Genomic DNA, 14,096 nt, shown 5'->3' with positions numbered 1-14,096 from the left:
TAATGACATTTTTTCGACTTTATAAAATATTAACAGTATTTCATGCTTATCGTTTGGATGAGCTTTTGCCAGCGCATCGTTTATCAAAATGGCTACGCTTTTTATTGCTTTGCCTATTTTGGGTGAAACCGAAAGCCAAACAACAACCAATTGGTGAACGTTTACGTCAAGCTTTACAAGAGTTAGGACCAGTTTGGATAAAATTTGGGCAGATGATCTCAACTCGGCGTGACGTGTTACCTAAAGACATTGCCGATGCATTAGCAAAATTACAAGATCAGGTTGATCCCTTTGACGGTAAAATAGCTAAACAACTTATTGAACAAGCACTTGAGCAATCCATAGACTATTATTTTACTAATTTTGATGAAAAACCATTAGCCTCAGCATCGATAGCGCAAGTGCATACGGCTATATTAAAACATAGCCAAGCCGAAATTGTAATAAAGGTGTTACGTCCTAATATTATGCCCGCAATTCGAGCTGATATTAGTTTAATGTATTGGGTAGCAAAACAATTTACTAAACGTATAAAATTTGGCGAGAAACTGCGTGCTGTTGAAATCGTACGAGATTATGAATCAACACTACTAAAAGAACTTGATTTACTGCAAGAGGCTTATAATACTGCTAGATTACGAGAAAATTTTATCAATAGTAATATTTTATATATTCCTTATGTATATCAAGATCTATGTCGTAAGAATGTCCTTGTTGAAGAACGAGTTAAAGGCGTTCCTATTGCCAATATTGAGCAACTTAAACAAAATAATGTCGATATGAAATTACTTGCTCAGCGTGGTGTTCAAGCTTTCTTTACTCAAGTATTTCGTGATAACTTTTTCCATGCTGACATGCACCCAGGTAATATTTTTGTTGATATCTCTGATCCTAATGATCCTCGTTATATTGGGATTGATTGTGCAATTGTCGGCATATTAAGTAATGATGATCAGCGTTATCTTGCTGAAAACTTCTTAGCCTTTTTTAATCGTGATTATCGAAAAATAGCGGAAACCTATATTGCTTCTGGCTGGGTACCTGAAACAACCGATATTGTGGCTCTTGAAAGGGCTATGAAAAATGTTTGTGAACCAGCTTTTGCTAAACCACTGGCTGAAATATCATTTTCACAAATATTATTACAATTGTTTGAGGTAGCTCGACAATTTGAGATGGATATCCAACCACAATTAATACTGCTTGAAAAAACGCTGTTTTATATTGAAGGATTGGGTCGCCAGCTTTATCCTGAACTTGATTTATGGCAAACAGCCAAACCTTTTTTAGAAAAATGGTATGAAGATAAATATAGTGCACAAAAGCTATTACAACAAGCATGGGCTTCACTACCGCAGTGGCGTATCATCTTGCCACAGTTACCAGCAAAATTGAATGATTATGAGCGAATAACCAAACAGATGAATATCCAATTAAAACAAATTAACCAAGAGTTACAACAAAGTAAAAGATGTCAGCAATATCTAATGACAATACTTGCTTTAGTTAGTATTGTGGGTATTGGACTACTTATTATTCATTAATCGCTACTGTTGGAATCTTATTATTTAAGTGTATAATTTAAATCTCAACTTTATTGGAGATAGATATCATGATGCCAAGCTTGCCCCAACTACTCATATTAATTGCTGTTGTTGTGTTATTATTTGGAACTAAGAAGTTACGCTCATTGGGCTCAGATCTTGGTGCATCAATTAAAGGCTTTAAAAAAGCTATGAATGATGACGATGAAAAGCCACAGAGCAGTCATTCAGAGAAAGTCGAAAATCTTGATTCGACTGATGACAACAATTCCAAAAAAGAGTAACACGTGTTTGACATCAGCTTTGGTCAACTATTATTAGTATTAATTATTGGACTGGTAGTATTAGGACCAGAGCGATTGCCTGTTGCTATTAAAACAGTTGCTAGTTGGATAAAAATATTACGCCGTATGTCAGCAACAGTGCAGCTGGAATTAAACAAAGAACTAAAATTGCAAGAGTTGCAAGACAGTTTAAAAAAGGCTGAACAAAGCGGTTTAAAAACGTTGACCCCAGAAATCCAGGAATCAATTGATGAGTTAAAACGTGTAACAGAATCGCTACAAAAAGAGATCGATTCGGTCACTCAATTGGATCCTCAAATTCACACAGATAAAGATAAATCATGACTGACGACGCCACTCAACCTTTAATTGGACATCTTGTCGAACTTAGAACACGCCTACTACGTTGTATTATTTGTATCTTAGTTGTGTTTACAGGTTTAATCTATTTTTCTAATGATATTTATCATATTGTGGCTAATCCACTTATCAGCCAGTTACCACAAGGCAGCAGTATGATTGCAACGGATATTGCCGCGCCATTTTTTACTCCTATTAAGCTAACTGCTGTAGTAGCAATATTTATCTCAATTCCTTATGTACTTTACCAAGTATGGGGATTTATTGCGCCAGCATTGTATCAACATGAAAAACGTCTGGTCATGCCATTAATTGTATCAAGCACCATTCTTTTTTATCTTGGTATTGCTTTTGCTTATTTTGTGGTATTTCCACTGGCGTTTTACTTTTTTATCCACACGGCACCTATTGATGTAGCGATTAATACTGATATCACTAAATATCTTGATTTTGTGATGACACTTTTTATTGTATTTGGTTTCGCTTTTGAAGTCCCCGTTGCCATTATATTACTCTGTTGGACAGGCATAACTACGCCACAAAGCTTACGTAAAAAACGCCCGTATATCATTGTTGGGGTGTTTGCGGTTGCTATGTTTGTCACACCGCCAGATGTCTTTTCCCAGATTTTATTAGCTGTACCTATCTGTCTACTTTTTGAAATCGGTACTTTCTTTGCTCGTTTTTACCAACCACGTAAACACGAAGATGGCGAGGAAGATGATTTTTCATCTGATGATGAAGATGAAAAGTAATGACAGATAACTATGATTTAAATAACCAGTAAGGATAACTAATCATAATGAAAACATCATTACCTGATTTTAACCGTGCTAATGTACTTGTTGTTGGAGATATCATGCTCGATCGCTATTGGTATGGAGGCACTAATCGCATATCTCCCGAAGCACCTGTTCCAGTTGTCAAAATTGATGCATTAGAAGAAAGACCAGGTGGGGCGGCCAATGTTGCAATGAATATCACCTCACTGTGTGGTAATGCACGCCTAATTGGTTTAACTGGTATTGATGAACCTGCCAAAATTCTGGATGAAAAATTAAGTAAACATAAAGTACAATGTGATTTTGTATCGGTTTCAACACATCCGACTATCACCAAATTACGTGTTTTATCGCGCAATCAGCAATTGATTCGTATTGATTTTGAAGAAGGGTTTGACAATGTTGATTCAACCCCCATGCTTGAACGTATTCAAACTGCACTAGAAACACATAAAGTTATGGTCTTGTCAGATTATGCCAAAGGTGCGCTATCGGCGGTGCAGACCATGATAAAATTGGCTAATCAAGCTAATGTTGCGGTTTTGGTCGATCCTAAAGGCACGGATTTCGAGCGTTACCGAGGTGCTACATTACTTACACCAAATATGTCGGAATTTGAAGCCGTTGTCGGTCGATGTCAAACAGAAGAAGATATTGTTGAAAAAGGTTATCGGCTGATTAAACAATTTGAACTAAAAGCGTTATTAGTGACTCGTAGTGAAAAAGGCATGACATTGTTGCAATTAAATAAGCCAATTTATCATTTGCCAACACAAGCGAAAGAAGTATTCGATGTAACGGGGGCAGGTGATACAGTAATTGCCACATTGGCCGCGGCTTTGGCTGCTGGTCAATCATTAGAGGAGAGCTGCTTCTTGGCCAATGCTGCTGCTGGTGTTGTGGTTGGTAAACTGGGTACATCAACTGTTTCACAAGTTGAACTTAGCAATGCTATCCGTGCACGTGCAGATGATGGTTTTGGTGTAATGACTGAAGATGAGCTTAAAGAAGAAGTTAACAAAGCTCGCATGCGCGGTGAAAAAATTGTCATGACTAATGGTTGTTTTGATATTCTGCATGCAGGGCATGTATCTTACCTTGCTAATGCAAGAAAACTGGGCGATCGTCTTATCGTTGCTGTTAACAGTGATGCATCAGTAAAACAATTAAAAGGTGAATCAAGACCGATTAATCCACTCATGCAACGCATGATTGTTCTTGGTGCTTTAGATTCAGTTGATTGGGTCGTGCCATTTGAAGAGGAAACCCCACAAAGACTTATTGCTAACATCTTGCCAGATGTATTAGTAAAGGGTGGCGATTATAAACCAGATGAAATTGCCGGAGGCAAAGAAGTTACTGCTGCGGGTGGTACTGTCAAAGTGCTCAATTTCGAAGATGGTTGCTCAACCACCAACATTATTAATACCATTAAAAATCGTTAACTTTCTTCGATACAATCGGTTACCGAATCAAGTGGCCGATTAGTTTATCGAACATTATATCAATCAAACGTTTTATGCTCTTTTTTTATTTTAATATTACTCTCATGATAGAGTAAAAATTAAGAACCTTTATACCTAAATCTTTAATAAAATGATTCTTTATTCGATCTAAGTAAGATCAATCGTTAATATCTATTGTTAAATTTTATAATTAACGCTTTTTTTATTATTCACTTTGTGCAAAGCTATTACTAAATTTGGGAGAACGATTTCAGAGGATATTTAATGACCAAACATTATGATTATATAGCAATTGGTGGTGGAAGTGGCGGTATAGCATCAGTGAATCGAGCAGCGTCATATGGTAAAAAATGTGCAATTATTGAGGCGAAATTGCTTGGTGGAACATGTGTTAATGTAGGTTGCGTACCTAAAAAGGTAATGTGGTATGGTGCACAAATTGCCGAAGCAATTAATCACTACGGTCCAGATTATGGTTTTGATACGACGATTAACCAATTTAGTTGGGATAAATTACTTGATAGCCGAAATGCCTATATTGATCGTATTCATCAATCTTATGATCGTGTTTTAACTAACAACAATGTCGACATCATATATGGTTACGCTAAATTTGTTGATGCTCATACAATAGAAGTGAATGGTGAACATTACACTGCTGATCATATTCTAATTGCAGTAGGAGGTAAACCTACTATCCCAAATATTCCGGGTGCACAATATGGTATTACTTCTGATGGTTTTTTTGCATTAAAATCTTTACCTAAACGGGTTGCAGTGGTTGGAGCAGGGTATATAGCCTGTGAAATTGCAGGGGTTGTGCATGCTTTGGGTGCAGAAACTCACCAATTTATTCGTCAAGCAACACCATTAAGATCGTTTGATCCGCTTATTATTAAAACCTTAATGGAAGTGATAACGGAAGAAGGACAGCATTTACACACGTTTGCTATTCCACAATCAGTCACTAAAAATAGCGATGATAGTTTAACCTTAACGCTTGAAAATGGTGAAAGTTATACGATTGATTGTCTAATTTGGGCAATAGGTCGTGAACCCGCTACTCGGGATATGAATTTATCTGCGGCAGGTATTGACGTTAATGATAAAGGATTTGTGATTGTCGATAAATTCCAAAATACCAACGTGCCTGGCATTTATTCTGTTGGTGATGATACTGGTGCAATGGCTTTAACACCCGTTGCTGTTGCTGCTGGGCGCCGTTTATCGGAAAGACTATTTAATAACAAACCAGATGAACATTTAGATTATACCAATATTCCAACAGTGGTATTTACGCATCCAGCAATTGGCACTGTAGGCTTAACCGAACCGCAAGCGATTTTAGAATACGGTGATGAAAACGTCAAAGTTTACACTTCAAGTTTTACTGCTATGTATACGGCTGTTACAAGTCATCGCCAACCTTGTCGAATGAAACTAGTTTGTGTGGGGCCTGAGGAAAAAATTGTTGGAATTCACGGTATAGGTTATGGCATGGATGAAATGTTACAAGGATTTGCTGTGGCACTTAAAATGGGAGCAACTAAAAAAGATTTTGATAACACTGTTGCTATTCACCCAACAGCAGCAGAAGAGTTTGTTACCATGCGCTAATGTATTAAAAATTTATTATATTTTTTACAAAAAAACAGGGCAATTGCCCTGTTTTTATTTGGTATCTTAATTAATGGATTGATCATCTGTGTTATTTTGCCAACCATTTTGAGCTAACTGAGAAAACCCAACTAAAACAGCAAGTAAAGCTACAAAAGATTTTGATAACACTGTTGCTATTCACCCAACAGCAGCAGAAGAGTTTGTTACCATGCGCTAATGTATTAAAAATTTATTATATTTTTTACAAAAAAACAGGGCAATTGCCCTGTTTTTATTTGGTATCTTAATTAATGGATTAATTATCTGTGTTATTTTGCCAACCATTTTGAGCTAACTGAGAAAACCCAACTAAAACAGCAAGTAAAGCTACAAAAGATTTTGATAACACTGTTGCTATTCACCCAACAGCAGCGGAAGAGTTTGTTACCATGCGCTAATGCATTAAAAATTTATTATATTTTTTTTTAAAAAAAACAGGGCAATTGCCCTGTTTTTATTTGGTATCTTAATTAATGGATTAATTATCTGTGTTATTTTGCCAACCATTTTGAGCTAACTGAGAAAACCCAACTAAAACAGCAAGTAAAGCTACAAAAGATTTTGATAACACTGTTGCTATTCACCCAACAGCAGCGGAAGAGTTTGTTACCATGCGCTAATGCATTAAAAATTTATTATATTTTTTTTTTAAAAAAACAGGGCAATTGCCCTGTTTTTATTTGGTATCTTAATTAATGGATTGATCATCTGTGTTATTTTGCCAACCATTTTGAGCTAGCTGAGAAAACCCAACTAAAACAGCAAGTAAAGCTACAGCTGATATATAAATACCTGCACCAAGATAACTATATTCACCTAATATATGATCAGGACTTAATAAATAGATCGTTAAAGTAGGTGTGATTGCACTAAATAGCGCATAAGCTAAATTATAAGATAATGATAATCCAGAATAACGAATCGCAGGTGGGAACGTTCTAGTACCTATAATTGGAGTCATGGCGATCGATCCAATAAATAGGCCAAATACTGCCCAAATCGAATAAAGTTTTGTTAATGACATATCAGCGCTTAATGAACTATAAAAATAGATACTGACTATCGCTAATCCACCCCAAGTCACGATAACTGTTTTTGCTGTACCTAATTTATCATCTAACCAACCAGAAATAATACAACCGATCGATAATGTTAAAGCTGCAATACATCCACCAATACGCCAATCAAGATTAGCAAAATGATACATACCACCCACAATACGACCCGGAGTAATTAAAATACCAACCATAATTGCGGTTGATAATGACCAAGTTAATAAAGCGACAATCAAACAAGCTTTTTTATGTTTTTTTATAACAGTTACAACGGGAATGCTTTTTTCTAAAGCTTTACGGGCAGCTAATTCCTTAAAAATTGGTGTTTCAGATAAAAATTTTCGTAAGTAGACGGAAATTACTCCAAAAATACCACCAATAATAAACGGAATACGCCAAGCGAAATCTAAAATATTTTGGTTTGTAAAATAGAGATCAATAATAATCGTGACGAAAAAGCCAAGTAAAATACCACCAGTGATGCCAGATGTTAACGTGCCAACGCCCAAACCATAACGTTGTTTTGGCGTATGCTCTGCGATAAATACCCAAGCGCCTGGCATTTCTCCCCCGATTGCAGCACCTTGTAGCATACGCATTGCTAACAATAGTAAGGGGGCAAAAATACCAATGGTTTCGTAAGTTGGTAACACACCAATAATAAAGGTTGGTAGTGCCATCATTGCTACGCTTAGGGTAAACATCTGTTTTCTACCTACTTTGTCGCCAAAGTGTGCCATAATGATGCCGCCAATTGGGCGAACTAAATAACCAGCAGCAAAAATACCCCAAGCAAACAAATCTAATGTTAATGGTGATAAGGTATGAGGCAAAAACAGCGGTTTGACAATGGTATCAATATATAGCGCGTAAATAACAAAGTCATAAAATTCAAGCGTTCCACCTAAAGACGACAATATTAATGTTTTAAAATCCTTACTATTTAATGGTCGAGCACTGGGTTGCCATTGGGCATTGATTTCAGATTGACTCATGAAAAAACCTTCTGTTTATTTGAGGTAGACTGAAAAAAATCTATCCTTTTTGATTTTTTTAATGTAGAAATTATTCTGCCACAAAAAATTGGCTTTTTTTTCATCATAAAAAAATTTAATGTATGCGATAAAACTGAGGATTTGATTTATAATTTATATTAATAAATTTTTAAATATAGTGAATAGGTTGAAAAAAATTAAAATGAATAATACTAAAAAAACACGCTGTGACTGGGTGTTAAATGACCAAATTTATATTGATTATCATGATAATGAGTGGGGAATAGCTCAATATGATAGTTTAAAATTATTTGAAAAAATCTGCCTTGAAGGACAACAAGCAGGATTATCATGGATCACTGTTTTAAAAAAGCGCGATGAGTATCGTCGATGTTTTTTTAATTTTGACCCTTATAAAATCATTCAACTTATGCCTGAGGATATTGAACATTTACTTGAGAACAAAGGATTGATTCGCAACCGATTAAAACTCAATAGTATTGTTAAAAACGCTCATGCTTATTTAAATATGCAAAAAAATGGTGAAGATTTTTCGCAATTTATCTGGTCTTTTGTTGATAATAAACCGATTATCAACCATTTTAAAGATAAGAGCGAAGTATCCGTTAGTACTGACATCTCTGATAAAATGTCAAAAGCACTTAAAAAACGAGGATTTTCCTTTGTAGGTTCTACCATTTGCTATGCTTTCATGCAATCAATGGGACTTGTCGACGATCATTTTGAAAATTGTTTTAAAAAGCCAAATGCGAGGTAAAGTAATGTTAATTAAATTGGTAAAATATGGTTTTTTATTAATATTAGTCTATTTTATCGTCTGTAACATTTTTATTTTTATTTATGCTCAGCAAAAACCGAGTCAACATGCTCAAACCATGGTTATATTGGGCTCTCAAGTTCTTGGTACACCCGCTGTAGCATCACCTACTTTAGCAGACAGATTGGATGTTGCTGTTCAATACCTCAATGAAAATCCTGAAACTAAAGTTGTTGTATGTGGTGGACAAGGTGAAGATGAATCAGCAACGGAATCCAGTGTAATGGCAAAATATCTTATCGATAAAGGAATCGATGCAAACCGAGTTTATCAAGAAGATAAATCAAGGCGTACTGCTGAGCAATTTATTTTTGCTAATAGGGTTTTACCTTTAGGCAAAACTGTAGTTGTCACCAATGATTTTCATATCTTACGCTCAATAATGCTAGCTAAACGTTCAGGTATTCATGATGTATCGGGCTTATCGGCACCGTTAGCGTTAAATAATGGTGACAAATATGTTGCATTAATTCGCGAGCCGCTAGCATTAGCAAATTCTTTGCTCTTTGACCACCCTAGTGACAATACAAAACCGGCAAATTAACTACGAAATGATAGATAAAATACTCTAAAATTGGCGAATAACGGCAAAAGCGATAGTCATTACTGTTTTTGCCGCGCGTCCATGATATTATTAACTATTAAACTTTAAATTAGCTATAAATAAATATGAAATCAGATACAATTGTTGCGCAAGCAACGCCGCCAGGTCGAGGCGGCGTAGGTATTTTGCGTATATCAGGCTCTAAAGTGCAAGAGGTAGCGCAGGCAGTATTAGGTAAATTACCTAAACCAAGGTATGCCGAATATCTCCCATTTTTAGCTAACGATGGCTCAACACTTGATGAAGGTATTGCTCTATTTTTTCCTAATCCGCATTCATTCACAGGTGAAGATGTCCTTGAATTGCAAGGTCACGGTGGCCCAGTTATTTTAGATCTACTTTTAAAACGCGTACTTGAAATAGCTAACGTTCGCATTGCTAAACCAGGTGAGTTTTCGGAAAGGGCATTTTTAAATGATAAACTTGATTTAGCTCAAGCCGAAGCGATTGCTGACTTAATTGATGCCAGTTCAGAACAAGCGGCCAAATCTGCTATCTCGTCTTTGCAAGGTGTATTTTCTAAAAAAGTCAATGCACTGGTTGAATCCTTGATTCATTTGCGCATTTTTACGGAAGCAGCTATCGACTTTCCAGAAGAGGAGATTGATTTTCTTTCTGACGGTAAAATAGAAGCAGAGCTTAATCAAGTTATTGAACAATTAAACGAAGTTCGCCAAGAAGCTAAACAAGGCTCTTTATTACGCGAAGGTATGAAAGTTGTTATTGCTGGTCGACCAAATGCCGGAAAATCAAGTTTACTTAATGCGTTAGCGGGACGTGATGCAGCTATTGTTACCAATATTGCAGGTACTACTCGTGATGTACTGCGTGAACATATTCACATTGATGGTATGCCTTTGCACATCATTGATACCGCTGGACTGCGTGAAGCCAGTGACGAAGTAGAACGGATAGGTATTGAGCGTGCATGGCAAGAAATCGAACAAGCCGATCGCGTTTTATTTATGGTCGATAGCACAACAACAAATGAAACCAACCCTGAAAAACTTTGGCCAGAATTTATTGAACGATTGCCAAAAAATATACCTGTTACAGTGATTCGCAACAAAGCAGACTTAACGGGCGAGGCACTTGGTTATAGCGAAGAAGAGGGATATGCGCTTATTCAATTATCCGCTCGAACAGGTGAAGGTGTGACGTTATTGCGTGAGCATCTAAAACAAGCTATGGGATTTTCGAGTAGTACAGAAGGTGGTTTTTTAGCTCGACGTCGTCACTTGCAAGCACTTGAAAAAGCTTCAGAGCATTTAACTAATGGTCAATACCAACTTACCATATTTCATGCTGGTGAACTTTTAGCCGAAGAGCTAAGATTAGCTCAAGAAGCCTTAAGTGAAATTACAGGGCAATTTACTTCTGATGATTTATTAGGAAGAATATTCAGTTCATTTTGTATAGGCAAATGACTAAAACGTGCCCATAAATTTACATCCTTAAAAATATTTCCAATAAATAAGCCCATATTGCTTTTTAAGCTTTATGGGTTTAATCCATCAATCTTTAAAAAATAGGGATAGAAGTTAAAAGTTCCATCCCAAAGATAAGTTTCAAGATGATAAAGAGTTAAGCTGATTTATGCTTGCCGGCATTGCTTGGAACTAAAATTAAAATTGAAGTAAAGCATAATAGACAAAATCCAACATTAATCCAGAGTCCAAGCGCTGCACTTATTGCTATGCTTTGACCACTGGCATTAATTGCTGCATAGGTGGATGCGGAAATCGCCACACCAAATGCACCGCCTAATGAGCTTGCCATTTTATAAATTCCTGATGCAATACCGACCTTATCTTCAGGAGCGCTTGATATTGCGGTATCGATTGATGGAGTTGCATAAAAACCTAAGCCAAGACCAAATAAAATATAGCCAGCTAAAACCGAAACAATATAAAGCGTATCGGGTAAGAAAGTCAGCGTCATCAACGCAATTCCTGAGCCAGTAATTAACGGTCCAAGTAACATTGGTTTTTTTGCGCCCACTTTTTGTAAGATTTTTTCTCCAATTCGAATCATACATAATACCGACACTAAATAACCAATAGTTAATAATCCATTTTGAAAAGAGGTAAAACCGCGCCCTTGTTGAGTATAAGTACTGGCAACAATTAATGTACCAGCAACAGAATTGAGCAGAAAGTTAGATAAGGTAGCACCACGGTAAGGTACATTTTTAAATAATGAAAAATCAATAAAAGCGCCACTTGCTTTACGTTTTTCAATAACAAAAAATAAAATAAGAAAAACAAAACATACCGTAGCTAAAGATAATGTTACTGCACTTGTCCAACCAAATGTAGAGCCTTTGGTTATCACAAGATTTAATGAAACTAGAGTAATAACAAAAACAAATAGTCCAGCATAATCAAATTTTGGCAGACTTGAAGGATCTTCAATTTTGGTTTCTGGCGTTCCTTTCAATAACAGCATACCTAGTACAGCACAGATGATTGAAATAATAAAAATCCACTGCCAACCTAAATAAGTTGCTATGGCACCACCAGCAAGCACACAAGTACCTGAACCGCCCCAAGAACCAATCGACCAAAAACTTAATGCACGTTGGCGATCTTTACCTTGAAAATAAGTTTTCACTAACGCTAAAGTCGAGGGCATAATACAGGCAGCTGACAAACCTTGAATAATGCGTCCAATGATGAATAACACTTCACCTTGTGAGAAGATCAAACAAAGGCAACCAATAATACTTAAAATAAAACCTAAATAAGTAAAACGAACACGCCCAAAACGATCAGCCAGTCCGCCAGCAACCACAATAAAACAACCAGAAAAGAGGGCGGTTAAACTCACCGCCAAATTAAAAGAAGCAGGTGTAATACCGACAGAATACTGAACAGCAGGACCAACATTGACAATTGATTGAGCAAAAAGCCAAAAAGTAATGACCCCTAATACAATGCCTAATATCAACCGATTATAGTTTTTAAATGGCACGGCTTCAGAATTTGTTGAATTTGACATATTTAAATTTGCCATAGATGTACGCTATCCTTATTTACTTAAATATGTTTCAGTTAATGCAACCCAATATGACGCAGCAGGAACTATACATTTATCATTAAAATCATAACCAGGATTATGTACACTACAAAAACCTGGTTCATCGCCATTTCCTATAATCATGTAACAGCCATTTGGATTACTCTCTAACATAAAAGCAAAATCTTCACTGCCCATAAAAGGATGGCAATTATCATGAACGCGATCTTTACCGACTAATTTCTGGGCAACGTCAAGTGCAAATTTTGTTGCATCCGCACCATTATGTAAAACAGGGCTACCATTGACATGCTCGATTTTAACGCAAGCGCCAAAACTTTCTGCCTGCGAAGTGGCAATTTCAGTAATACGTTTAAGTAATAACGTTCGGGTATCATTATCTAATGCTCTAACGGTTAGTTTCATAAGTGCATCACTATTAACTACATTCGGCGCTTCACCAGACTCAATACAACCAATGGTGATAACGGCTTGCTCAAACGGTGAAACATTACGAGAAACAATACTTTGCAGTGCGGTACCGATATAACAAGCAACAAGGGTCGCATCAATTCCTCGTTCAGGCATAGCACCATGAGCACCTTTGCCTTTAATATTGATATGGATGGTATCGGATGAAGCCATAAGCGCACCGGCTCTAAAATAAAAATGACCTTCTTTGAATCCGGGCATATTGTGGATACCGAAAATAATATCACAAGGAAATTTTTTAAATAAACCATCATCAACCATTACCTTGCCACCATACAATAACTCTTCTGCAGGTTGAAAAATAACATGTAACGTGCCATCAAAATTACGGGTTTCGGCAAGATATTTAGCCGCGCACAGCAAAATAGTGGTATGTCCATCATGACCACAACCGTGAAATTTGCCGTGGATTAAACTACTCCAAGGTTTACCTGATGCTTCAACTATGGGTAAAGCATCCATATCTGCTCTGAAACCAATTTTTTTATTGCTGGTACCATTTTTTAAAACACCAACGATTCCTGTTTTGGCTAACCCTCGATGAACCTCGTATCCCCACTCAGCCAATTTATTTGCAACCAAATCGCTGGTTTTATTCTCTTCAAAACCTACTTCAGGATGTTGATGAATTTGATGTCGAATCTCAATAAATTCTTGTTCTGTTTTCCTAATTGTTTCCATAATATGTTGCATTTTTAGGCTCCTAATTAACCTGACTATCGTTTATGAAAAAATAAAAAAAGAAGACAACTACACATCTGAGCCAAGATCAAAATGAAAAACAGCGGACAAATTAATCACAACACCTGCTTAGATGAATAAATATACAATACCGCCAATTCTAATTGATGTCGATGATTTTTATCATGTAATATTTTAAAATTATTATGTCAAATTTGTCTTAAGATATGGGTTATCTAAAAATTGAGGAAAGAATACGCTAAATAAACCGCATTATTATTGATTTTAAAAAATAGATTTGATCAATAGAGACGCTTT

General features: G+C 36.3%; 11 protein-coding genes and 3 pseudogenes. 11 read left to right on the top strand and 3 right to left on the bottom strand.

Annotated elements, in window-relative coordinates:
• Positions 1–2 precede the first annotated feature (2 nt).
• The 8 genes and pseudogenes from ubiB to GAPWK_RS15615 form a co-directional block, all read left to right on the top strand.
• Positions 3–1,544 carry a ubiquinone biosynthesis regulatory protein kinase UbiB gene (gene ubiB, locus GAPWK_RS10720; RefSeq protein WP_110287269.1) on the top strand — a complete coding sequence of 514 codons (1,542 nt, stop codon included), beginning with the start codon at positions 3–5 and terminating at the stop codon, positions 1,542–1,544.
• A 71-nt stretch (positions 1,545–1,615) separates the two neighbouring features.
• Positions 1,616–1,828, top strand: a complete 213-nt coding sequence (tatA, locus tag GAPWK_RS10715) for a twin-arginine translocase TatA/TatE family subunit (RefSeq protein ID WP_407919839.1) — start codon at positions 1,616–1,618, stop codon at positions 1,826–1,828.
• A 3-nt stretch (positions 1,829–1,831) separates the two neighbouring features.
• Positions 1,832–2,152, top strand: a pseudogene (gene tatB / locus GAPWK_RS10710) (Sec-independent protein translocase protein TatB); the annotation flags it as partial.
• Between the two features lie 17 nt (positions 2,153–2,169).
• Positions 2,170–2,943, top strand: coding sequence for a twin-arginine translocase subunit TatC (gene tatC, locus GAPWK_RS10705; RefSeq protein ID WP_025316223.1), 774 nt, complete (start codon positions 2,170–2,172; stop codon positions 2,941–2,943).
• Between the two features lie 47 nt (positions 2,944–2,990).
• A complete protein-coding gene (gene hldE / locus GAPWK_RS10700; protein ID WP_025316222.1) occupies positions 2,991–4,415 on the top strand; it encodes a bifunctional D-glycero-beta-D-manno-heptose-7-phosphate kinase/D-glycero-beta-D-manno-heptose 1-phosphate adenylyltransferase HldE in 1,425 nt (474 codons plus the stop codon).
• A 285-nt stretch (positions 4,416–4,700) separates the two neighbouring features.
• Entirely contained in the window at positions 4,701–6,053 is a 1,353-nt protein-coding gene (gene gorA, locus GAPWK_RS10695) for a glutathione-disulfide reductase (protein ID WP_025316221.1), read from the top strand.
• 154 nt (positions 6,054–6,207) lie between these two features.
• Positions 6,208–6,273, top strand: a pseudogene (locus GAPWK_RS15620) (hypothetical protein); the annotation flags it as partial.
• Between the two features lie 154 nt (positions 6,274–6,427).
• Positions 6,428–6,493, top strand: a pseudogene (locus GAPWK_RS15615) (hypothetical protein); the annotation flags it as partial.
• 290 nt (positions 6,494–6,783) lie between these two features.
• Here the strand turns inward: GAPWK_RS15615 and GAPWK_RS10690 are convergent.
• Positions 6,784–8,145 carry an MFS transporter gene (locus tag GAPWK_RS10690; RefSeq protein ID WP_025316220.1) on the bottom strand — a complete coding sequence of 454 codons (1,362 nt, stop codon included), beginning with the start codon at positions 8,143–8,145 and terminating at the stop codon, positions 6,784–6,786.
• A gap of 202 nt (positions 8,146–8,347) precedes the next feature.
• Between GAPWK_RS10690 and GAPWK_RS10685 the strand changes: the two genes are divergently transcribed.
• The 3 genes from GAPWK_RS10685 to mnmE all read left to right on the top strand — a co-directional run bounded on the left by GAPWK_RS10685 (position 8,348) and on the right by mnmE (position 11,014).
• Positions 8,348–8,923, top strand: coding sequence for a DNA-3-methyladenine glycosylase I (locus GAPWK_RS10685; protein ID WP_025316219.1), 576 nt, complete (start codon positions 8,348–8,350; stop codon positions 8,921–8,923).
• Between the two features lie 4 nt (positions 8,924–8,927).
• On the top strand, positions 8,928–9,527 hold the full coding sequence (locus GAPWK_RS10680) for a YdcF family protein (protein WP_051516281.1): 600 nt from the start codon (positions 8,928–8,930) through the stop codon (positions 9,525–9,527).
• Between the two features lie 125 nt (positions 9,528–9,652).
• Positions 9,653–11,014 (top strand): tRNA uridine-5-carboxymethylaminomethyl(34) synthesis GTPase MnmE, encoded by a 1,362-nt coding sequence (gene mnmE, locus GAPWK_RS10675; protein ID WP_038517484.1) that lies wholly within the window; start codon positions 9,653–9,655, stop codon positions 11,012–11,014.
• A gap of 157 nt (positions 11,015–11,171) precedes the next feature.
• Here mnmE and GAPWK_RS10670 read toward each other — a convergent pair whose 3' ends face one another.
• The gene (locus GAPWK_RS10670) at positions 11,172–12,602 is read right to left on the bottom strand and encodes an MFS transporter (protein WP_025316216.1); all 1,431 of its coding nucleotides are present in this window, start codon (positions 12,600–12,602) and stop codon (positions 11,172–11,174) included.
• 15 nt (positions 12,603–12,617) lie between these two features.
• Positions 12,618–13,790: a M20 aminoacylase family protein gene (locus tag GAPWK_RS10665; RefSeq protein WP_025316215.1), complete on the bottom strand. Its 1,173-nt coding sequence runs from the start codon at positions 13,788–13,790 to the stop codon at positions 12,618–12,620.
• Positions 13,791–14,096 lie beyond the last annotated feature (306 nt).

Origin of the sequence: Gilliamella apicola, from assembly GCF_000599985.1 — a bacterium.
In the GTDB taxonomy this organism is placed as follows: domain Bacteria; phylum Pseudomonadota; class Gammaproteobacteria; order Enterobacterales; family Orbaceae; genus Gilliamella; species Gilliamella apicola.
This window is presented reverse-complemented; position numbering and strand designations above follow the sequence as displayed.